Origin of the sequence: Autumnicola musiva (genome assembly GCF_031846585.1) — a bacterium.
Classification (GTDB): domain Bacteria; phylum Bacteroidota; class Bacteroidia; order Flavobacteriales; family Flavobacteriaceae; genus Autumnicola; species Autumnicola musiva.
This window is the reverse complement of the sequence record NZ_JAVRHK010000005.1, coordinates 165,374-186,156: the sequence shown is the minus strand read 5'-3', so window position 1 is coordinate 186,156 and position 20,783 is coordinate 165,374. Positions and strand designations below refer to the sequence as shown.

Annotated in this window: 19 protein-coding genes and 1 tRNA gene; 10 read left to right on the top strand and 10 right to left on the bottom strand. The window is 39.2% G+C overall.

Annotation, left to right across the window (positions count from 1 at the left end):
• Positions 1-73 precede the first annotated feature (73 nt).
• The 3 genes from rpoC (at position 74) to RM539_RS09135 (ending at position 6,508) form a co-directional block, all read left to right on the top strand.
• Positions 74-4,375, top strand: a complete 4,302-nt coding sequence (gene rpoC, locus RM539_RS09145; RefSeq protein WP_311503089.1) for a DNA-directed RNA polymerase subunit beta' — start codon at positions 74-76, stop codon at positions 4,373-4,375.
• A 104-nt stretch (positions 4,376-4,479) separates the two neighbouring features.
• Complete coding sequence (locus RM539_RS09140) at positions 4,480-4,794, top strand: DUF3467 domain-containing protein (RefSeq protein ID WP_311503088.1); 315 nt, start codon at positions 4,480-4,482, stop codon at positions 4,792-4,794.
• Positions 4,795-4,924: 130 nt separating this feature from the next.
• Entirely contained in the window at positions 4,925-6,508 is a 1,584-nt protein-coding gene (locus RM539_RS09135; RefSeq protein ID WP_311503087.1) for a Ppx/GppA phosphatase family protein, read from the top strand.
• A 57-nt stretch (positions 6,509-6,565) separates the two neighbouring features.
• Here the strand turns inward: RM539_RS09135 and RM539_RS09130 are convergent, their stop codons facing one another.
• Both RM539_RS09130 and RM539_RS09125 read right to left on the bottom strand, forming a co-directional pair.
• The gene (locus RM539_RS09130; RefSeq protein ID WP_311503086.1) at positions 6,566-7,936 is read right to left on the bottom strand and encodes an alanine/glycine:cation symporter family protein; all 1,371 of its coding nucleotides are present in this window, start codon (positions 7,934-7,936) and stop codon (positions 6,566-6,568) included.
• A 118-nt stretch (positions 7,937-8,054) separates the two neighbouring features.
• A complete protein-coding gene (locus tag RM539_RS09125; protein ID WP_311503085.1) occupies positions 8,055-9,644 on the bottom strand; it encodes a peptide chain release factor 3 in 1,590 nt (529 codons plus the stop codon).
• A gap of 195 nt (positions 9,645-9,839) precedes the next feature.
• On the opposite strand from RM539_RS09125, the gene RM539_RS09120 reads away from it, so the two are divergent.
• From RM539_RS09120 to RM539_RS09095, 6 genes are all read left to right on the top strand, one after another.
• A complete protein-coding gene (locus RM539_RS09120; protein WP_311503084.1) occupies positions 9,840-10,721 on the top strand; it encodes a retropepsin-like aspartic protease in 882 nt (293 codons plus the stop codon).
• Between the two features lie 239 nt (positions 10,722-10,960).
• Complete coding sequence (gene idi / locus RM539_RS09115) at positions 10,961-11,479, top strand: isopentenyl-diphosphate Delta-isomerase (RefSeq protein ID WP_311503158.1); 519 nt, start codon at positions 10,961-10,963, stop codon at positions 11,477-11,479.
• Positions 11,476-11,886: a 6-pyruvoyl trahydropterin synthase family protein gene (locus RM539_RS09110; RefSeq protein ID WP_311503083.1), complete on the top strand. Its 411-nt coding sequence runs from the start codon at positions 11,476-11,478 to the stop codon at positions 11,884-11,886. Before idi ends, RM539_RS09110 begins: the two co-directional genes overlap by 4 nt.
• The gene (locus RM539_RS09105) at positions 11,887-12,342 is read left to right on the top strand and encodes a peroxiredoxin (protein ID WP_311503082.1); all 456 of its coding nucleotides are present in this window, start codon (positions 11,887-11,889) and stop codon (positions 12,340-12,342) included. It abuts the gene before it with no gap.
• A 79-nt stretch (positions 12,343-12,421) separates the two neighbouring features.
• Positions 12,422-12,688, top strand: coding sequence for a hypothetical protein (locus tag RM539_RS09100; RefSeq protein WP_311503081.1), 267 nt, complete (start codon positions 12,422-12,424; stop codon positions 12,686-12,688).
• 9 nt (positions 12,689-12,697) lie between these two features.
• Positions 12,698-12,771 (top strand) — tRNA-Thr (locus RM539_RS09095).
• Positions 12,772-12,934: 163 nt separating this feature from the next.
• Here RM539_RS09095 and mqo read toward each other — a convergent pair.
• The 6 genes from mqo to RM539_RS09065 all read right to left on the bottom strand — a co-directional run bounded on the left by mqo (position 12,935) and on the right by RM539_RS09065 (position 18,922).
• Entirely contained in the window at positions 12,935-14,440 is a 1,506-nt protein-coding gene (mqo, locus tag RM539_RS09090) for a malate dehydrogenase (quinone) (protein WP_311503080.1), read from the bottom strand.
• Between the two features lie 138 nt (positions 14,441-14,578).
• Positions 14,579-15,301 carry a DUF4369 domain-containing protein gene (locus tag RM539_RS09085; protein WP_311503079.1) on the bottom strand — a complete coding sequence of 241 codons (723 nt, stop codon included), beginning with the start codon at positions 15,299-15,301 and terminating at the stop codon, positions 14,579-14,581.
• Between the two features lie 53 nt (positions 15,302-15,354).
• Positions 15,355-16,620, bottom strand: coding sequence for a DUF819 family protein (locus RM539_RS09080; protein ID WP_311503078.1), 1,266 nt, complete (start codon positions 16,618-16,620; stop codon positions 15,355-15,357).
• A 180-nt stretch (positions 16,621-16,800) separates the two neighbouring features.
• Entirely contained in the window at positions 16,801-17,625 is an 825-nt protein-coding gene (locus RM539_RS09075) for an HAD family hydrolase (protein WP_311503077.1), read from the bottom strand.
• On the bottom strand, positions 17,626-17,793 hold the full coding sequence (locus RM539_RS09070) for a type II toxin-antitoxin system antitoxin (protein ID WP_311503076.1): 168 nt from the start codon (positions 17,791-17,793) through the stop codon (positions 17,626-17,628).
• Between the two features lie 268 nt (positions 17,794-18,061).
• Positions 18,062-18,922, bottom strand: a complete 861-nt coding sequence (locus RM539_RS09065) for an SPFH domain-containing protein (RefSeq protein WP_311503075.1) — start codon at positions 18,920-18,922, stop codon at positions 18,062-18,064.
• Positions 18,923-19,043: 121 nt separating this feature from the next.
• Between RM539_RS09065 and RM539_RS09060 the strand changes: the two genes are divergently transcribed.
• On the top strand, positions 19,044-19,826 hold the full coding sequence (locus tag RM539_RS09060; RefSeq protein WP_311503074.1) for a S1/P1 nuclease: 783 nt from the start codon (positions 19,044-19,046) through the stop codon (positions 19,824-19,826).
• A 2-nt stretch (positions 19,827-19,828) separates the two neighbouring features.
• On the opposite strand, the gene RM539_RS09055 is transcribed toward RM539_RS09060, so the two are convergent.
• Together RM539_RS09055 and RM539_RS09050 are read right to left on the bottom strand one after the other, a co-directional pair.
• A complete protein-coding gene (locus RM539_RS09055; RefSeq protein WP_311503073.1) occupies positions 19,829-20,410 on the bottom strand; it encodes an alpha-ketoglutarate-dependent dioxygenase AlkB family protein in 582 nt (193 codons plus the stop codon).
• Positions 20,411-20,770: a DoxX family protein gene (locus tag RM539_RS09050; protein WP_311503072.1), complete on the bottom strand. Its 360-nt coding sequence runs from the start codon at positions 20,768-20,770 to the stop codon at positions 20,411-20,413. It abuts the gene before it with no gap.
• Between the last annotated feature and the right edge of the window lie 13 nt (positions 20,771-20,783).

The following is a 20,783-nucleotide window of genomic DNA, read 5'->3' as shown; positions in this document are numbered from 1 at the left end:
TTAGCATATGGGCTGCTTCAAAGGCAGCCCTTTAAAACAGATTTTTCACAATAATTAGATAGCAGCATTTATTATGGCTAGAAATAATGATAAAAATACAGTACAGAGATTTGACAAAATCTCTATCGGCTTAGCTTCCCCCGAGTCTATCCTTGCGGAATCCCGTGGTGAAGTTCTTAAGCCGGAAACTATCAATTATCGTACGCACAAACCAGAGCGTGACGGTTTGTTCTGTGAGCGTATTTTTGGTCCTGTAAAGGACTATGAGTGTGCCTGTGGAAAGTATAAGAGAATCCGCTACAAAGGTATTGTTTGTGACCGTTGTGGGGTAGAGGTAACAGAAAAGAAGGTACGTAGAGACCGTGTTGGACACATTAATTTGGTAGTTCCTGTAGCACATATCTGGTATTTCCGTTCTTTACCTAATAAGATTGGTTATTTACTTGGCCTTCCGTCTAAGAAATTAGACATGATTATCTACTACGAACGTTACGTGGTAATCCAGCCTGGTAATGCCAAAGATGAAGAAGGAAATGATCTTAAGAAAATGGATTTCCTTACTGAAGAAGAATATCTGAATGTTCTTGATAGTCTTCCTCAGGAGAATCAATATTTGGACGATAATGACCCTACCAAGTTTATCGCCAAAATGGGAGCTGAATGTCTTATTGAAATTCTTAGAAGAATAGATCTTAATGAACTTTCTTATGAATTAAGACATAAAGCAAACAATGAAACCTCGAAACAACGAAAGACTGAAGCTCTTAAAAGACTTCAGGTTGTTGAGGCACTTCGTGATGCCAATAAAAACCGCGAGAACAATCCGGAATGGATGATCATGAAGGTAATACCGGTAATTCCGCCGGAATTGCGTCCTCTTGTACCACTTGATGGTGGGCGTTTTGCGACTTCAGATTTAAATGACCTTTACCGTCGTGTAATCATCCGTAACAACCGTCTTAAGAGATTAATGGAGATTAAAGCTCCTGAAGTGATTTTACGTAACGAAAAACGTATGCTTCAGGAATCTGTAGATTCATTGTTTGATAACACCAGAAAATCTTCAGCAGTAAAAACTGACTCTAACCGTCCTCTGAAATCCCTTTCAGATTCATTGAAAGGTAAGCAGGGACGTTTCCGTCAGAACTTACTTGGTAAACGTGTAGATTATTCGGCACGTTCGGTAATTGTTGTAGGCCCGGAATTAAAAATGTTCGAGTGTGGTCTTCCGAAGAATATGGCGGCAGAGCTTTACAAGCCTTTCGTGATCAGGAAACTGATTGAAAGAGGTATTGTAAAAACTGTTAAATCTGCCAAAAAAATTATAGATAAAAAAGAGCCCGTAGTATGGGATATTCTTGAGAACGTTCTTAAGGGTCATCCGGTATTACTTAACCGTGCTCCTACGCTTCACCGTTTAGGTATTCAGGCATTCCAGCCAAAACTTATTGAAGGTAAAGCTATTCAGTTACACCCACTGGCATGTACGGCATTTAACGCCGACTTTGATGGTGACCAGATGGCGGTTCACCTTCCGCTGGGGCCGGAGGCTATTCTGGAAGCGCAAATGTTAATGCTTGCTTCCCACAATATCCTTAATCCTGCAAATGGTTCTCCAATTACGGTACCTTCACAGGATATGGTTTTAGGTCTTTACTACATGACCAAGCTTAAAAAATCTACCGAAGATGAAGCTGTTCAGGGAGAAGGTTTAACTTTCTATTCTACGGAAGAAGTTATTATAGCTTATAACCAGAAGAGAGTAGACCTGAACGCCAGTATTAAAATACGTGCCAGGGATTTTAATGATGCCGGTGAGCTTGTTTACCAGATTATAGAAACTACAGTTGGTAGGGTATTGTTTAATGAAACTGTTCCTGAAAAGGCGGGTTATATTAACGAAGTACTTACCAAGAAGTCTTTAAGGGATATAATTGGCAATATTCTTAAAATTACCAGTGTTCCTGAAACTTCTGAATTCCTTGACAAGATCAAATCTCTTGGTTACGGATTTGCATTCCGTGGCGGACTTTCCTTCAGCCTGGGTGATATTATTATCCCTGAAGAGAAACAAGCTATGATTGATGAAGCCAATGAGCAGGTTGAAGGAATCATCGGTAACTATAACATGGGTCTTATTACCAATAATGAGCGTTATAATCAGGTAATTGATATCTGGACATCTACCAATGCAGGTTTAACTGAGTTGGCAATGAAGCGAATCCGCGAAGACAAGCAAGGATTTAACTCCGTATATATGATGCTTGATTCCGGGGCCCGAGGTTCTAAAGAGCAGATCCGTCAGTTAACAGGTATGCGTGGACTTATGGCCAAGCCTAAGAAATCAAGTTCAGGTGGTGGTGAAATTATTGAAAATCCTATTCTTTCTAACTTTAAGGAAGGGCTTTCAATTCTTGAGTACTTTATCTCTACCCACGGTGCACGTAAAGGTCTTGCCGATACCGCACTAAAAACTGCCGATGCAGGTTACTTAACCCGTCGTTTGGTAGATGTTTCCCAGGATGTGATTGTAAATGATGAGGACTGTGGAACTTTGAGAGGTGTTGAAGTAAAAGCACTTAAGAAAAATGAAGAAATTGTTGAATCACTGGGAGAACGTATTTTAGGACGTATTTCCCTGTATGATGTTCGTAACCCTTCAACTGACGAATTATTAGTTAATGCGGGAGAAGAAATCACTGAGGATGCGGTCAAGAAAATAAATGATGCGCCTATTGAAAGCGTGGAAGTTCGTTCCCCGCTTACCTGTGAGGCAAAGAAAGGAATATGTGTGAACTGTTACGGTAGAAACCTTTCCACCAATAAACTGGTGCAAAGAGGTGAGGCCGTCGGTGTTGTGGCCGCCCAATCTATTGGGGAGCCTGGTACACAGTTAACCTTGCGTACCTTCCACGTAGGTGGTATTGCCGGAAACATTTCCGAAGAAAATAAATTGATTGCAAAACTAGATGGTGTTGCTGAAATTGAAGACCTGAAAGTAGTTAAAGGCGAAGCACCGGATGGAAGTACATCAGATATTGTTATTTCCCGTACTGCTGAACTTAAGATAAAGGATAAGAATACCGGGGTGGTATTGAGCAACAATAACATTCCTTATGGTTCTCAGATCTTTATTGAAGACGGAGCTGATGTTTCTGAAGGAGATGTTATCTGCCAGTGGGATCCATATAACGGTGTAATTATTTCTGAATTTGCCGGTAAGATTAAGTATGAGAATGTGGAGCAGGGTGTAACTTATCAGGTTGAAATTGATGAGCAAACCGGATTCCAGGAAAAAGTTATTTCTGAATCAAGAAACAAAAAACTTATTCCTACGCTTCATATCTTAGGTAAAAAAGACGAAGTGATCCGTTCTTATAATCTTCCGGTTGGAGCTCACCTGATGGTGGACAACGAGGAGAAAATTGGTGTAGGTAAGATTCTTGTAAAGATTCCGCGTAAATCTTCCAAAGCTGGGGATATTACCGGTGGTCTTCCAAGGGTAACCGAGCTGTTTGAAGCCCGTAACCCATCTAACCCTGCCGTGGTTAGTGAGATAGACGGAGTGGTTTCCTTCGGAAAAATCAAGCGTGGTAACCGTGAGATCATTGTAGAGTCTAAACTTGGTGAGGTTAAAAAGTATCTTGTGAAACTTTCCAACCAGATCCTTGTTCAGGAAAATGACTATGTTCGTGCAGGTATGCCGCTTTCTGACGGTTCTATTACTCCTGAGGATATTTTAAGCATTAAAGGGCCCAATGCTGTACAACAGTACCTTGTGAATGAAGTTCAGGAAGTTTACAGGCTGCAGGGTGTGAAAATTAACGATAAGCACTTTGAGGTTGTAGTACGTCAAATGATGCGTAAGGTAAGGATCCAGGATCCGGGAGATACTATTTTCCTTGAAAACCAGCTTGTTCATAAATCAGATTTCATCGAGGAGAATGATAAGATCTTCGGTATGAAAGTGGTGGAAGAAGCAGGTGATTCTGAAAACCTGAAAGCAGGACAAATTGTAAGTCCAAGAGATTTGAGAGATGAAAACTCAATTCTTAAAAGGGAAGACAAGAATCTTGTTACTGCAAGAGATGTAACTGCCGCTACGGCAACTCCGGTTCTTCAGGGTATTACCAGGGCATCGCTTCAAACCAAATCATTTATCTCGGCTGCTTCCTTCCAGGAAACAACCAAAGTACTAAATGAAGCTGCGGTTAGCGGTAAGATAGATGAACTTGAAGGCTTGAAGGAGAATGTAATTGTAGGTCATAAAATACCTGCAGGTACCGGAATGCGTGAGTACGACAGCATTATTGTTGGTTCCAAAGAAGAATTTGACCAGATGCTCGAGAAAAAGCAGGAAGTTAATTATAATTAATATTGAAATCAGGGGGCATATGCCCCCTGATTCTTTTACTATATAAGAGATCCCGGCCTTAGTCGGGATTTTTTGTAACTTTAAAATTGAAAAAACAGAGAATCATGAGCGAAGAAAAAAAATCTAAAAAAGGACAAATAAATATAGAACTTGATGAGGCTGTTGCTGAAGGTACTTATTCAAATCTTGCAATTATCAATCATTCGGTTTCTGAATTTGTAGTTGATTTTGTAAATATTATGCCGGGCAAACCTAAGAATAAAGTCAAATCCAGGATTATCCTAACTCCACAACATGCGAAAAGACTTCTGAAAGCTTTGGCAGATAATGTTCAACGTTTTGAAAAGGCGCACGGAGAAATCAGGGATTACGAAAAAGCTCCCCTTCCGTTAAATTTTGGCCCTACCGGCCAGGCATGATCGGTAAGAAAAAATTTTATAACACCTCACAGTTTCTATGGATCCTGTGAGGTTTTTGTTTTGCCAAAGAAGCAATTAAAACAAATTAGCTACCTTAGGGAAAGGTGCCAAAAAAATAACTTTAAAGACTATGAGTGAAGCTCCTCTTAATGACCAGGCAACAAAACGTATTGCAGCCATAGATCTTGGCACCAATTCTTTTCACGCCGTTCTTGTAGACATATATCCGGATGGAAGTTTTAGAACTGTAGATAAGCTTAAGGAGATGGTGAGCCTTGCTGAAAAGGGGTTGGAGGACCACCTTAGCCGTGATGCCATGGATAGGGGATTAGAAGCGCTAAAAAGAATTAAATTTTTGTGCGACAGCCATAATGTGGAGAATATACTGGCTTTTGCAACCAGTGCCATACGGGAGGCTGAAAATGGCGGGGATTTTATACATGAAGCAGGAGAAGAAGTAGGTATAAAAGTACGTGCCATTTCAGGAAAAATGGAAGCTGAAATGATTGGTTATGCCATAAGGCATAATATTGTTTTAGGAGAAGAGATGGTTTTGATGGTGGATATTGGCGGGGGAAGCGTTGAATTTATAATTGGTAACAGTAAAGAATTTATATATTACAATAGTCTCAAACTGGGGGTTGCCAGGATGGCGGCAGCTTTTGTAAGTTCAGATCCTATTAAAAAGAAGGAAATAAAAAAGCTGCAGAACCATTTTAAAGAAGAACTTACCGAAGTACTGAGGTTGCTAAAGGAGTATAAGGTGAAAACGATTATTGGCTCTTCAGGAACAATGGAAAATGTTGGTGCCATGGTAGCCGGAAGAAATTCTCTCACGGCTAACAGAAGCCTTAATGAACTGGAGTTTCATACGGAAGATTTCAATAGTTTGTATGGTGATTTTATCAATTTTGATAAAAAACAACGTCTGAAGGAAAAAAAACTGGAAGAGAAAAGGGTGGATATCATCAACCCCGGGATGGTTTTGTTGAAGTTGCTGGTGGATAAATCTAATATCCAAAACTTTAAAATTTCAGAAGCAGCCCTTCGTGAAGGAATGATTCTGAATTATATAAATAATAAAAAGGAAGAACTTAATCTTGATCTTGTTGGTAGTTTTCAGGATCCGCGCCGTAGAAGTGTTTATGAATTGCTGCGGAAGTGTAACTGGCCTGAAGCACACTCCCGCCATGTTTCAAATTTTGCTCTACAGCTTTTTGATGAATTTAAGGAGGAGCTTAAATTAGAGGAACCAGACAGAGAGCTTCTAGAATATGCCAGTTTATTGCATGATATTGGTTACTATATTTCTTATAGAAAGCATCATAAACATGCGCTATACCTTATTCGAAATTCAGATTTACTGGGTTTCAAAGAAGATGAAATCAATATAATGGCTAATGTTGCCAGATACCACCGCCGGTCTGCTCCCCGCAAAAAGCATAAATGGTATAAAGATCTGGATAAGAAGCTTAGGAAAAAAGTTAAAAAGCTTTCGGCACTTCTAAGGGTGGCCGATGGATTAGATAGAAGCCACTATCAAAATGTCCAAAAGCTGGAAATACAAAATGGGGCTGAAATTGTTAATCTTCTTATCACTACTCAAAGTGATCCTGAACTGGAAATTTGGGGATGCTTACGAAAAGCCAGTTTATTGGAAAAATTAACAGGAAAAGAACTAAAGATTTTTGCAGTAATGGAAAACTCGAAGTAATCTTCACAACATGACCGGATATACTCCTAATTTTCGTAATGCTGAATATAACACAAATTAATCAAGGTGCTTCTTAAAATAAATTCTTGCTGCTTTCATAACTCTCGGTGCAAGTATCAGGGTAGAAATCATGGTGGGTATGGCCATAAGAGCAAAGAAACCATCAATAAGATTAATCATCATGCTTAATGATGTTGTTGCACCAATAAGAATACTCAGAATATAGAAATAGTTATAGTAGTGTTTTCTCTCAGCGCCTATCAGAAAATTAAGACATTTGGTTCCGTAGTAAGAATATGAAAATAAGGAGGAAATGCTGAAGGCTGCAATACACAAGAGCAAAAGGTAATCTCCAAAATATGGTATAGAATTTTCAAAAGCCTTGGCTGTTAAAGTAACACCATTGGCGTCGCTGCTTTGCCATACACCGGTAACCAGAATAGTGAGTGCCGTTAATGTACAAATAACAAGGGTATCTATTGCCGGTCCCAGCATAGCAACAAGGCCTTCACGTATAGGCTCTGAAGTTTTACTGGCACCATGGGCCATTGTTGCAGTCCCTATTCCGGCTTCGTTGGAAAAAGCTCCTCTTCTAATCCCCAATATCATCAATCCGCCTACAATTCCGCCAAACAAAGGTTCACCTTTGTAATTTTCAGCAGCAAAGGCATCGGTAAAAATTAATCCCAGATAACGTGGCAGTTCATCAATATTTACGAATAGAATGGCGAGTACAGAAATGAAATAAAGTGCCACCATTGCCGGTACCAGTTTTGAAACCGTTCGGCTAATGCGGTAAAGTCCGCCAAGGATCACTGCGGAAGTTATGATAACTAAAACTATCCCGATAATTAAATTGGTAGTAAAACCTGTTTCAACACCCTGGGGTTCCAGTAAAATTGTATTGATTGCCTGGGTTAGCTGGTTCACGTTAAAAACCGGAAGGGCTCCCACCAATCCTGCTACAGCAAAAAATACAGCCAGAGGTTTCCATGCTTTTCCCAGGCCTTCCACTATAAAGTACATCACCCCGCCCTGGATATTTCCCTGAGTGTCTTTTCCGCGGTACATCACGGCCAGGGTGTTGGTAAAAAATTTTGTAGACATGCCTACAATGGCACTAATCCAAAGCCAGAATACCGCACCCGGCCCGCCTAAAGCGATAGCCACTGCTACTCCGGCAATATTTCCCATACCCACAGTGGAAGACAACGCAGTAGATAAGGCCTGGAAATGGTTAATTTCACCGGGTGCATTTGGATCATCATATTTCCCGCGGAGCAAATCCAGCGAATGTCCCAGGTAACGGAAAGGTAGAAATCTTGAGGAAATTAATAAATACAGTCCGCCGCCAATTAGCAAAATTACAAGAGGTAGCCCCCATACCAGGGAGGCAAATTCAGCAATGAGACGGTCCAGTTGATTCATAAAATTTAGGTTTGGACCGAAAATAGTAAATAAAAATTTACCAAAGGTTCTTACTTCCGTATTTTGGACTTATAACAGGTGCTTAAAATCATAATTTTTGGAAATCAGTAAAAGATTTCTAAAATTCAGAAGTAAAATGAAATTTAATATCAGGATATTTTTGCTGGGCCATTTGTAAAGAGAATTGGGAATCGGCTAAAAATACCAACTGCCCCTGCTTATCTTTGGCTAGAAATTTTGCTTTTACCCGTTTAAAATCTTTAAATTCTTCACTTTTGGTATCTTTGGCCTCCACCCATGTTGCCTTATGAACATTAAGGTTTTCATAGGTGCATTTCGCACCGTATTCATGTTCCAGGCGATACTGGATTACTTCAAACTGTAAGGCGCCTACCGTTCCAATTACTTTACGGCCATTTAATTCTAAAATAAAAAGCTGCGCCACCCCTTCATCCATCAGCTGGTCTATGCCTTTTTCCAGTTGTTTGGATTTCATAGGATCGGCATTGTTGATGTAACGGAAATGTTCAGGAGAGAAACTTGGAATCCCGTGGTACATCAAGGTTTCTCCTTCAGTTAAAGTGTCTCCAATTTTAAAGTTTCCCGTGTCGTGCAGGCCAACAATGTCACCGGGATAAGAAACATCCACAATTTCCTTTTTTTCAGCAAAAAATGCATTTGGACTCGAAAATTTGAGGTTTTTCCTGTTCCTTACATGAAGATAGGATTTATTTCTTTCAAATTTTCCGGAGACAATTTTTACAAAAGCCAGACGGTCACGATGTTTTGGATCCATATTCGCATGAATTTTAAACACGAAGCCTGTGAATTTATCTTCATCGGGCTCAACCACGCGCTCATCACTATCTTTTGGTCTTGGAGTGGGAGCGATGTTAATAAAGCAATCCAGCAGTTCCCGCACTCCAAAATTATTTAAGGCTGAACCAAAGAAAACCGGCTGTAAATTTCCGGCGAGGTAAGCGTCTTTTTCAAATTCAGGATAAACTCCCTGCGCCAGTTCCAATTCCTCCCTTAGAGTGTCTGCTGCTGTACTTCCTATTAGATCGTCCAGCTCTTCGGAAGCCAGATCTGATATTTCCACAGTTTCTTCAATATCTTTGCGCGGATCTCCGGTAAAGAGGTTTACATTTTGCTCCCAGATATTGTAAATACCTTTAAAATCATATCCCATTCCTATAGGAAAGCTTAGAGGCGTAACGGTAAGCTTTAGTTTTTGCTCAATTTCATCAAGCAGTTCAAAAGCATCTTTTCCCTCACGGTCCAGTTTGTTTATAAAAACAATCATGGGAATATTCCGCATGCGGCAAACTTCCACCAGTTTTTCAGTTTGTTCCTCCACTCCTTTGGCAACATCAATCACCACAATAACACTATCTACCGCGGTAAGGGTGCGAAAGGTATCTTCAGCAAAATCCTTGTGCCCAGGTGTATCCAGAATATTAATTTTGATGTCTTTGTATTCAAATGCTAGTACAGAAGTAGCTACAGAAATCCCCCGTTGGCGTTCAATTTCCATAAAGTCACTGGTGGCTCCTTTCTTAATCTTGTTAGATTTAACCGCTCCTGCTTCCTGGATTGCACCTCCAAACAGCAATAATTTTTCTGTAAGTGTGGTTTTACCTGCATCGGGGTGGGAAATAATTCCAAAAGTCCTTCTTCTTTTTATTTCTTTCTGAAAACTCTTCATTTCACGTCATTTGAAGGGCAAAAATACTATTAATTTCACGAATCTGGGAAGGAAGAATAAGCCAAATTCGCTTGGCTTTATCAGTACGCAGGCAAACATTATTGATTCGGAAATCTGAATTTCTACAATGCGATTAAATTGTAACAATACCCCGGGCTATTCGTTGTACTTATAAAACCAATACATAAATCTTTTATGACTAAATTAATTACATATATTCTAATCTTATTTACAAGCTTATCTTATTCTCAGCAAATACCCAAACAGGTAAATATTCCATTTACACAAACGCCCAACGGACATATAATTATTCCTGCTACAATAAACGGAGTAGAGGGAAGCTTTATATTTGATACTGGAGCTGGTATTAATCTGTTAACTAAGAAATTTGCAGATAAAATAACAGACCTTAAAGAAACAAATCATTTCTATACCGGACATAGAGCAACTGGAGAAGAAATAAAATCTGATCTATGGAATTCAAAATATCTGGAAATTGGGAATTTTAAAATAAAGAATGAAATATTCGCAGTTTATGATCTTGAATTTCCGCTGGATGGCCTGATATCATTGACGCCTTTTAAGGATAGACAAATTACTATTGATTTTAAAAATAAAATTCTGAGTATTGAATCAGAAAAATCCTTGAATGAATTGATAACCCAAAAAGATTTTGAAATGCCTTTACAAATTTCAAATGACAGAGAAATTAAAATAGGTATTTCTACAAAGGTTACACTTAATGATAAACTTTCTCTAAATGTAGGTCTGGATAGTGGCGCTGGTTTTGATGTCTATAGATTTAATTCAGAATATATGGAATTGTTAGACATTGATTCCACAAAAATACATAGTGAATTCAAGCCAAGCATTTTCAAACCGGAAGAAGGAAATAGTTATTACTACACTAATTTGGCAGAATTAACTGATAGTTCTAAAAATGTATCAGTAAAAGATTTTAAAGCTACATTTATTGATGGTTTGATCTATGAAGGAATTATGGGAATAAACTGGATTGGAGAAATGATCACAATTGATATCCCAAACAAAAGATTAATTGTCCGGAATTATGATTAATCGCATGTCTAATCTTGAATTATTACTGGAAAAAATGACCATTCCTGAAATTTGTGGATTTTAAGTGATTAAACAAAACCCAAAGTGAAAGCAGCAGGTCAAACTTATTTGGTAAAGCAGACACCTATTTTGTACATTTGGATTTTAACCAGGGGCTTAAGCAGGCATGATGGAAAGATGATAATATCGTTTAACCAGTTGCCGGCTCTAAAACTGTAAGTCCGTTAGTGAGGGAAAGAATGGCAATGGAAAAGGTGATTTTAGTCAACGAGAGTGACGAACAAATAGGCCTGATGGAGAAAATAGAGGCTCATGAAAAGGCACTTTTGCATCGTGCATTTTCTGTTTTTGTATTTAATGATAAAAATGAGCTTATGATCCAGCAGAGGGCGTTGGGAAAATATCATTCGCCCGGTTTATGGACCAATACCTGTTGCAGCCATCAGCGGGAAGGCGAAAGCAATATTACAGCTGGAAAGAGGCGCTTACATGAAGAAATGGGGTTTTCTACAGAATTAAAGGATACAATTTCTTTTATTTATAAGGCTCCTTTTGATAACGGACTTACAGAGCATGAGTATGATCATATTCTTGTGGGCCAGTTTGACGGGGAACCCGATTTGAATCCTGATGAGGTTGCCGACTGGAAATGGATTTCTCTGGAAGATGTTGAAAAAGACATGAAGGAGAATCCCGATATTTACACCGAATGGTTTAAGATTATTTTTGATAAATATTATACCCATATAAAGGCATGAGATTAACCGTTCACAGAAAAGCACATTTTAATGCAGCCCACCGGCTATTTAAAAAGGAGTGGGACGATGCTAAGAATGAAGCGGTTTTTGGTAAATGCAGCAATCCAAATTATCACGGGCATAATTACGAACTTACCGTCTCGGTAACCGGAGAAATAGATCCTGAAACCGGATTTGTGATGGATCTTAAAATCCTGAAGGATTTGATTTTTGAAAAAGTAGAGCAGGTCTTTGACCACAAAAACCTTAATGTGGAGGTAGAGGAATTTAAAAATCTGAATCCAACTGCAGAAAACATTGCGGTGGTAATCTGGAATAAACTGCGGAAAGAATTGAGGGAAAATCTGGATCTTATGGTAACTTTGTACGAAACTCCCCGGAATTTTGTAACCTATAAAGGCGAATAGATGTCACTTAAAATTGGAGACAGCATACCCGATCTGGAGCTAAAGGATCAAAACGGAAAAATTTTTAACTTTTCTTCGCTGAATGGAGTTCAGCCGTTTGTGGTATATTTTTATCCCAGGGATTTTACTCCGGGTTGTACAAAACAAGCCTGTTCGTTTCGGGATCAATATGAGGAATTCAGGGAACTGGGAGCGGAAGTTATAGGAATTAGTTCAGATTCTGAAGATTCTCATGCCAGATTCGTTAAAAAATACGATTTGCCTTTTATTATCCTTTCTGATGAAGACCAGAAGGCAAGAGAGTTGTTTGGAGTAAAACCCAATTTGCTCGGAATGGTTCCTGGCCGGGAAACCTTTATTTTTGACCTGCAGGGAATGCTTAAATACCGGTTTAACAGTATGAATGCTAAAAGACATATTCCTGAGGCTCTGACTGCACTTGAAAATATAAAGTAAAATTTTTTGAAAAATTTAATTTACCTGTTTCCGTATATTGAAAAATAGACTACATTCGCACCCGGAAAATTGAATAATTATGCCAAGTAAAAGAATTTTGAAGAGGGATGTGAATAATGTTATGGGAGATATTATTGATGCTGCATATCTTCATCAGGCTGCCAATCCCCAGGAGGACCCCGCAAAATCTGAAGCTATTGTTGATGAAGCCATAGCCACCTTTGACGGATTGATTGAAAAGATCAACAAGAGAGATGTGCAGGATAAAAAACAACATTTTAAAGAAGTAAATAAAGAATTTGAAACTAAAGCTGAAGCTTTGGTTGAAAAGGTGAATGCCCTGTAATTAATTTTTGCCGATGTAGCTCAGCTGGCTAGAGCAGCTGATTTGTAATCAGCAGGTCGTGGGTTCGAGTCCCTCTATCGGCTCTTTTTTAAAACCTCTCATTTTGCAAATTGAGAGGTTTTATTTTTTAATATATTCTGAAGAACAACCAATCCTGAGAAAGCTGCTTTTTTTGCATAAAAACCTCACAAGTTTTGGAAACCTGAGGTTTGTCATAAATTATCGTTGGAAATTTTGGATCTCCTCCTAATGTAAAACTTCCAGTTCCAGTTTCTTTGAAGAATTAGCCTGAACTTCTTTAAATTCTTTCATGTGGTCCTGAATTTTTCTGTCCCACATCGGGATCATTTCAGTTAGCTTCTTTTTCCATGCCTCCGATTTTATTTTTTCCGGAAATGCAATTTTAAGTACATCTACCATTATTGGTACTGCCACAGAAGCGCCCGGTGATGCTCCGAGTAAAGTGGTTACACTGCCATCCTTACTATGTACTACATCCGTCCCAAATTCTAAAATACCACCTTCTTTCTCGTCTTTTTTAATGATCTGAACCCTCTGGCCGGCAACACGTAATTCCCAGTCTTCTGGTTTTGCCTCCTTCACGAATACCCGTAAATCTTCCATACGATCTTTATGTCCCATGGTAACCTGTTTTATAAGGTACTGCGTAAGTGGTAAATTATGCCAGAAAACTCCCCATAGCGATGGAATATTATCCAGCCTTATGGATTTTGGAAGAGCCAATTTTGAACCTTCTTTTAAGAACTTGGTGCTGAATCCCGCAAAGGGGCCAAACAATAGTTCCTTCTTACCGTTTATATACCGTGTATCCAAGTGTGGCGTTGACATAGGAGGCGCGTCCGGCCCCGCTTTGCTATAAACTTTGGCGCTATGCTCTTTAATCACTTCCGGATTTTTGCAGAACAACCATTGTCCGCTTACGGGAAAGCCGCCATATCCCTCTTTTTCTTTTATATCTACTTTTTGTAAAAGGGGCAATGCACCACCACCGGCACCTATAAAAACATGACCGGCATCGTAATATTTTTTGTCTCCTGAACTTAAATCTTTGGCTTCCACAGTCCATTCCAGTTTTTCATCTGGGTCTACGTCTAAAACTTCATGGTTTCTTAAAACCGTAACATCAAACTGGGTCTCGAGAATCTTAAAATAATATTCGGTAAGTTTTCCAAAGTTGACTTCAGTACCAATTTCCATTCTTGTAGCCGCAAGATTTTCACCTTCGCTGCGGTCCTTCATAATTAATGGAAACCATTTACGCAGGGTAGAAAAGTCTTCAGAATATTTCATGGTTTCAAAAAGGGGATGTGCCTTCATGGCTTCAAACCTCTTTTTGAGGAATTTCACATCATCTTTTCCATGCACCCAGCTATGATGAGGCACTGACCGCAGAAAGTTTTTGGGATCCTGGATTAATCCTTTTTCAACCAGGTAAGCCCAAAATTGTTTGGTGGTTTCAAATTGTTCAAAAATTTCAATGGCCTTGGAGATATCTATTGTTCCGTCTTCCTTTTCCGGAGTGTAATTCAGCTCACATAAAGCAGAATGGCCCGTGCCGGCATTATTCCATGCTTCAGAGCTTTCTTCGGCAACTTTTTCAAGCCGCTCAATAACAATAATTTTGGATTCGGGTTCAATGAGTTTCAGCATCAGGGAGAGTGTGGCACTCATAATCCCGCCGCCTATGCAAATTAAATCGTAATCTTTTTCAGTAGTAATATTAGGAGTCATAGCAGTCTTTTCCCAAATTTAGGGAATTGAGCAGCCAATTGGTTTAAAGAAATATTAAAAGGCCTTACAGCAAAAATTTAAAACCTTCAGAAGAAATGATTTATGAGGATGTTTCTTCAGCATATTCTATTTTTTCCTCTAACTTTCCTTCTTTTCTTCTTTTCTTCTTTCTTTGAGAAAGCGTTTAAGATCTTCTCCGTATTTGGATTTTTTTACTCTTTTGTCCAAAGAATTATAGATGGTATCCAGGTATTTGATATTGGCATCAAAAACTTCGGAAAGGGCCAGATAGGGGGCCAGCTCAAGATTTTTATTGTTAATGGCGAAATTTACCGTGTAAAGATATTTTCTTCTTAAAAGCTTATCATACTGCTGGTCAATTTCCATCAGTTTATCTTCATCTTCAGCCTGCTGCGCCTCAAAACTGGCTTTAATAAGATCAAGATTACTGTCGTTGAACCGTTTCATCATTTTACGGTATTCTACCAGTTTTTCCTGATTTTGAGAGCCAACAATTTTTGCGGCAGTTTCAAATTTATCTAAGCGGGTGGTAATATTTACCTCACCTTTATCAGCAAAAAAATCCAGCCTGTCATCATATTCAGAATTATCTACTTTTTCAAGATAGAGATACATCATCTGGGGACTGTCAATATAGGTTTCCAGTACAAACTGAGGATCGCCGTTAACTTCCACCGAATCCACGTTCACCAGTGCAGTATCCTCAATCCTTTGAAGGAAAACTGTACCTTTTTTTAATCCTTTGATATTTCCATTGACCACCAGATTGCTTTCCTTTTCAGATTCAGAACAAGCGGAAAGACTAATCACAAACAATAAAAGAAGGCCAAGATTTTTCATTCTGATCAATATAATTTTTGGAGCGCAAATATCTTATAAATTTTTATTTTTATCTAACCTGCAGAAGCCATTTGCATTAAAATTGTGCACAAAATTGCGCCATAAGTTCCTACCACATATCCAAATACAGCAAGAAGTACACCAACTGTTGCCAGCGAAGGGTGAAAGGCCGCTGCTACAACCGGAGCAGAAGCCGCCCCGCCTACATTTGCCTGGCTCCCTACCGCCAGGAAGAAATATGGTGCCTTTATAATTTTGGCAGTAACAAGAAGAACAATCACATGAATTAAAATCCATACCAGCCCAATGGCAATTAACCCGGGGTTATCCAGTACACTGCCTAAATCCATTTTCATCCCTATGGTTGCCACAAGTATATAAATAAAAACGCTTCCCAGTTTACTGGCCCCCGCACCCTCGTAGGATTTAAACCGGGTAAAGGAAAGGACAATTCCAATTGCCGTGGCAATGGTTATCATCCAGAAAAAATCTGATGAAAAGGAGGACAGTGCGCTTTTAGGGTCTGTAAAAACTTCAAAATTAGCAGAAAGAAAAGCTGAAATTCCGTCGGCTCCCCAGTGGGCAATACCAACTGCGCCAAAAGCCAGGGACAGTAAAATCATTAAATCTGCCAGGGAAGGATTACGGGTGACGCTGGCTGCATAATTGGAAACTTTGGTTTTTAGTTCTTCTATTGCCGAGTTATCTGCTTTTAACCACCTGTCTATCTTTTCGTTTTTGCCAATTCCCATTAGTACTATTGCCATCCAGAGGTTGGCAACAATAATATCCACCAGTACCATCCCACCATAAAGATCGGGGTTATATTCATAAATTTCGAGCATGGCAGCCTGATTGGCACCACCGCCAATCCAGCTACCTGCAATGGTTGAAAGGCCACGCCAGATAGCATCGGGTCCTACGCCGCCAACAGTTTCAGGAGAAACTGCAGAAATAAGCAATACCGCCACAGGGCCACCTACAATTATCCCAACAGTTCCGGCAAAAAACATTATTAATGCCTTTGGCCCTAGGTTAAAGATGGCTTTTAAGTCTATACTCAGGGTCATTAATACCAGTGCAGCAGGCAGAAGGTAGCGGCTGGCTACAAAATAGAGATTAGATGTGGAATCATCTATTAATCCCAGCGAGTTAAAAATTGCAGGGATAAGATAGCACATCAAAAGTGCAGGAACTACAGCATAAAACTTTTTCCAGAAACCCGATTTTTGTCCAGAGGTGTAAAAAACAAATCCAAGTGCGATCATTAAGAGGCCAAATACAATGGCATCATTGGTAAAAACCGGTAAATCTTCCATAGAGTAAAATGTAGTTGTGACGGCAAAAATACAATTTTAAGAAACTTTTTTTGAATGTCCCGCTAAAAGTAAGAATGAATGTCATCATGAATCTGGCTGCCTCCCGAGCCATAAAGGTTCAGCAGGAGAAACACTGGCTTTTTCTCACGATTTAAGGGGTATAGAAATTTTTAAAAATGTTTAAACTCGTGAATTTTGAAGTTTGAAAAGCTCCCGTAAACTCTTCGCTACACCGTCTTCAATTCCTGCGTGGGTAACTGTGTTGGCAACTCTAAGCACTTCATCCCGGGCATTGGCCACCGCTATGCCCATTCCCACTCCTTCTATCATCTCCACATCGTTATAATTATCACCAAAAGCAATACAATCCTTAATATCCATTTGATAATGCTCTTTTAGAAGTAGTTGAATGGCGCTGAATTTGGAAATATTTCTGTTGGCGATTTCCAGATAAGTAGATTTGGAGCGGTATAAATGAAGTTCTTCCGGAAAATTTTTGTTAAGATAATCCCTGATGCTGTCAATATCTTCTTCAGTGCCCATAGCCATTACTTTGTGCGCACCTTTGCCTTCATTTTTCCATTTTTTGATCGCTTCAGCATTAGGTTTTACTTCCGGGGCAACTTTTGTATTCGCTTCCTCGCGTTCAGACCATTTGTCAATCTGCGGAACATACCATTCATCTTCATGGTAAAGGCTTAAATGGCAGTTGAGTTCAGAATTAAATTCATGCAATTTTTCAACAATTTCAATAGGTATAGTTGTGGAACTGATAGTTTTTTCGCCCACCATTACCAATCCGCCGTTATAGGCAATAATTGGGTAGTGCTTTATGTTGAGGTCATCCTGAAGGTGATGCATGGCTTTTGGCATCCTCGCTGAAATAAGTACAAAAGGGATTTTATCGCTAATATTCTGAATGGTTTCAATGGTATGGTCAGAAAGGACTTTTTTTGAATTAAGTAAAGTTCCGTCGATGTCTGAAAAGATAATTTTGTAAGGCATTTATTCTTTGTTTTTATTTTTAGGATCTCTGTTTGCTTCTTTTAATGATTTGTTCAGCATCCACTCAATCTGGCCATTGGTGCTTCTGAATTCATCAGCAGCCCATTTTTCAATAGCCTTCAGCATCTCCTCGTCCACTCGTAGTGCAAATGCTTTCTTTTTACTCATTACTTCTTCTTTTTCCTTTTAATCCCTCATTGAGGGTTTAATTTCCCGAGGCTTGCCTCTAAATTCTGAAATGTTTTTTCCGATTCATACCTCGTGGACTTGCCCCACAGGTAGTTAATTGTTTCTGAAGGTGATTTTTTATAGTTCTGGCTGCTCCATCTGGTTCCCTGGTGCCCATAAGAAAGGATTTTTTCTTTTTGGTTAACAGTTGAATTCCTTTATTTCCTGAAATTTTGTTTTTCTTTAAAGATTATCGGTACCATAAAAATTAATGGTTTAAAGTTCCTGCGTTCACCACGGGACTCGCATCTCTGTCTCCGCACAAAATAACCATTAAATTACTTACCATTGCAGTACGGCGCTCATCATCTAGTTCCACTATTTGCTTTTGGCTTAATTCTGTGAGGGCCATTTCTACCATACTTACGGCACCTTCAACAATTTTATGCCTTGCTGCAACTATGGCTGTAGCCTGTTGCCTTTTTAACATGGCACTGGCGATTTCATTAGCGTAGGCCAGGTAACCTATCCTTGCTTCAAGCACTTCTATTCCGGCAATATTCAGCCTTTCTTCAAGTTCCTTTTCCAGGGCATCACTAACTTCGTTCATGCTGGAGCGAAGAGTAATATCTTCATCCAGGCCTTCATCGGCAAAATTGTCATAGGGATATAAACTGGCCAGTTTTCTTACAGCGGCATCGGTTTGCACCACCACAAAATTTTCAAAATTGTCAACATCAAAAGAAGCTTTAAAGGTATCTTTTACACGCCACACTAAAATGGTACTAATCATTACCGGGTTTCCCAGCTTATCATTTACTTTTAAGCGTTCACTGTCAAAATTTCTGGCCCGCAGGGAAATTTTCTTTTTGGTGTAAAAGGGATTTACCCAAAAGAGGCCGTTTTTCTTCACAGTACCCCTGTAATCTCCAAATAGGAGCAATACACGGGATTCATTAGGATTTACCAGGATAAATCCGGGAAGCAGTACTAGTGAAATCAAAAAGCCCAGGCCGAACCACACTGTTTTTGCTATGGTAAAGCCTATGATACTCCCAATTAAAAGGATTAGAAAGATAAAAAGCATCAGGTAACCGTTAGAGGGTTTTAAATGTTTTTCCTGTGTCATGACTGAAGATGTTATTTGATATTAATTTGATATCATCAATATATTAATTTAAAAAGTATTAAACCTATACTTTAACAATTAATTTCTTCTTGTTCCATATCTTAGCCGAAAATTGTAAAACATGAAACCTTTTTTAGTGCTATTCCTTTCTGTAGTATTTATAAATACTGCCCTTGCAAATAATGATGATTGGGGAAAAACCGGTCACAGGGCCACTGCTGAAATTGCAGAGTCCTATCTTACCAAAAAAGCCAAACGCAATATCAGAGATTTATTAAACGGAAGAAGTCTTGCCTTTGTGGCAAATTATGCCGATGATATTAAAAGTGACCCGGAATTTCGCCAGTACGGTCCCTGGCATTATGTAAATATAGATCCTGAAGATGAAGAATATAAACCTGAAGAAGCTAATCCTCAGGGAGACCTGGTACAGGCTATTAGAAAGTGCATCTCGGTTTTAGAGGATGGTGGAGCTGCAAAAGAGGAGAAGCAGTTTTACCTGAAAATGCTGGTGCATTTTATGGGGGATCTGCATCAGCCTTTCCACGCCGGAAGAAGTGAAGATAAAGGCGGGAATGATATAAAAGTAAAATGGTTTGGAGACGATTCTAATATTCATAGGGTATGGGACAGCGAAATGATAGACTCTTTTCAAATGAGCTACACCGAGCTGGCAGAGAATACCAAAAATATTTCTAAGGAAGAGATGGAAAAAATAAAATCCGGCAGTCTTCTTGACTGGGTTTATGAATCCCGTGATTTGGCCGGTGAACTTTATGCGTCTGTAGATAATGAAGATAATCTGGGATATGAATGTATGTATGATCGTTTCCCGCTGGTACTGGAACAACTTCATAAAGGAGGCCTGCGCCTTGCTAAAGTTCTTAATGGGCTTTTTGGATAGGATTATTCAATTCTTCTGAAGGTGAGATTTATTCTTGATCCTATTTCTTTTTTGGTTTTTGGAAGCTGATGTTTCCAGAAATGTTGAGTAGGGCCTTTCATAACTAATAAACTGCCATTTTCAAGTTTAAGCTTAAATTTGGCAGTTTTAGATTTGTGCCGTAGATGGAAAATCCTTTCAGCACCAAAACTAACAGATACAATTTCAGGATTATCTCCCAGTTCTTTCTCGTCATCTGCGTGCCAGCCCATGCTGTCCTTTCCGTTGCGGTATAAATTCAAGAGGCAGGTAGTAAAACGAACATCAGATACTTTTTCTACTGCTTCCTTTATCTTTAGTAATGTTTCAGAAAAAGGTTGCGGATGCATGGTAAGTCCCGAATATTTATAATCTTTGCCGTTATCTGCATACAAAGCAGTAAGCCTTGGCTGAAGCATTTCTTTTCCGAATATCCTAATTTTATCCTGTTTCCAGGGCGTATCCTTCAGTAATTGCTCTAAATAAAGATCTGCATCAACTTCAGAAAAGAAATTGGGAAAATAGAAAATTTCGGCATCAGGTAATTCTGGAATTTCGTGTTTCATTTAAAATCTTAGATAAAACCATGCCCACCACATGAGAAAGAATTGCAGCGGAATTCTCAAAACCAGGGCCCATTTAGGTAGCCCGGCACCTGCTTTTTCAGAAGAAAGCATATAAAAATGTACCGGTAAAAAAACAGCTAGCATAGCAATTATCCCATAAACAGCAATGTTTTTAGTTGCTTCAAAACACAACGCCATACCTAGCAAAGCTTCCGCAATTCCGCTAAGATAGACCAGGAGTTTATGAGCGGGAAGGTAGGAGGGCATAATTCGTATATACATTTTTGGCCTCACAAAATGATTAATGCCGGCAAGAATATAGATTGCCGCCATAAGATAAAGATGCCATGGGTATTTCATGGGTGAAAGTATG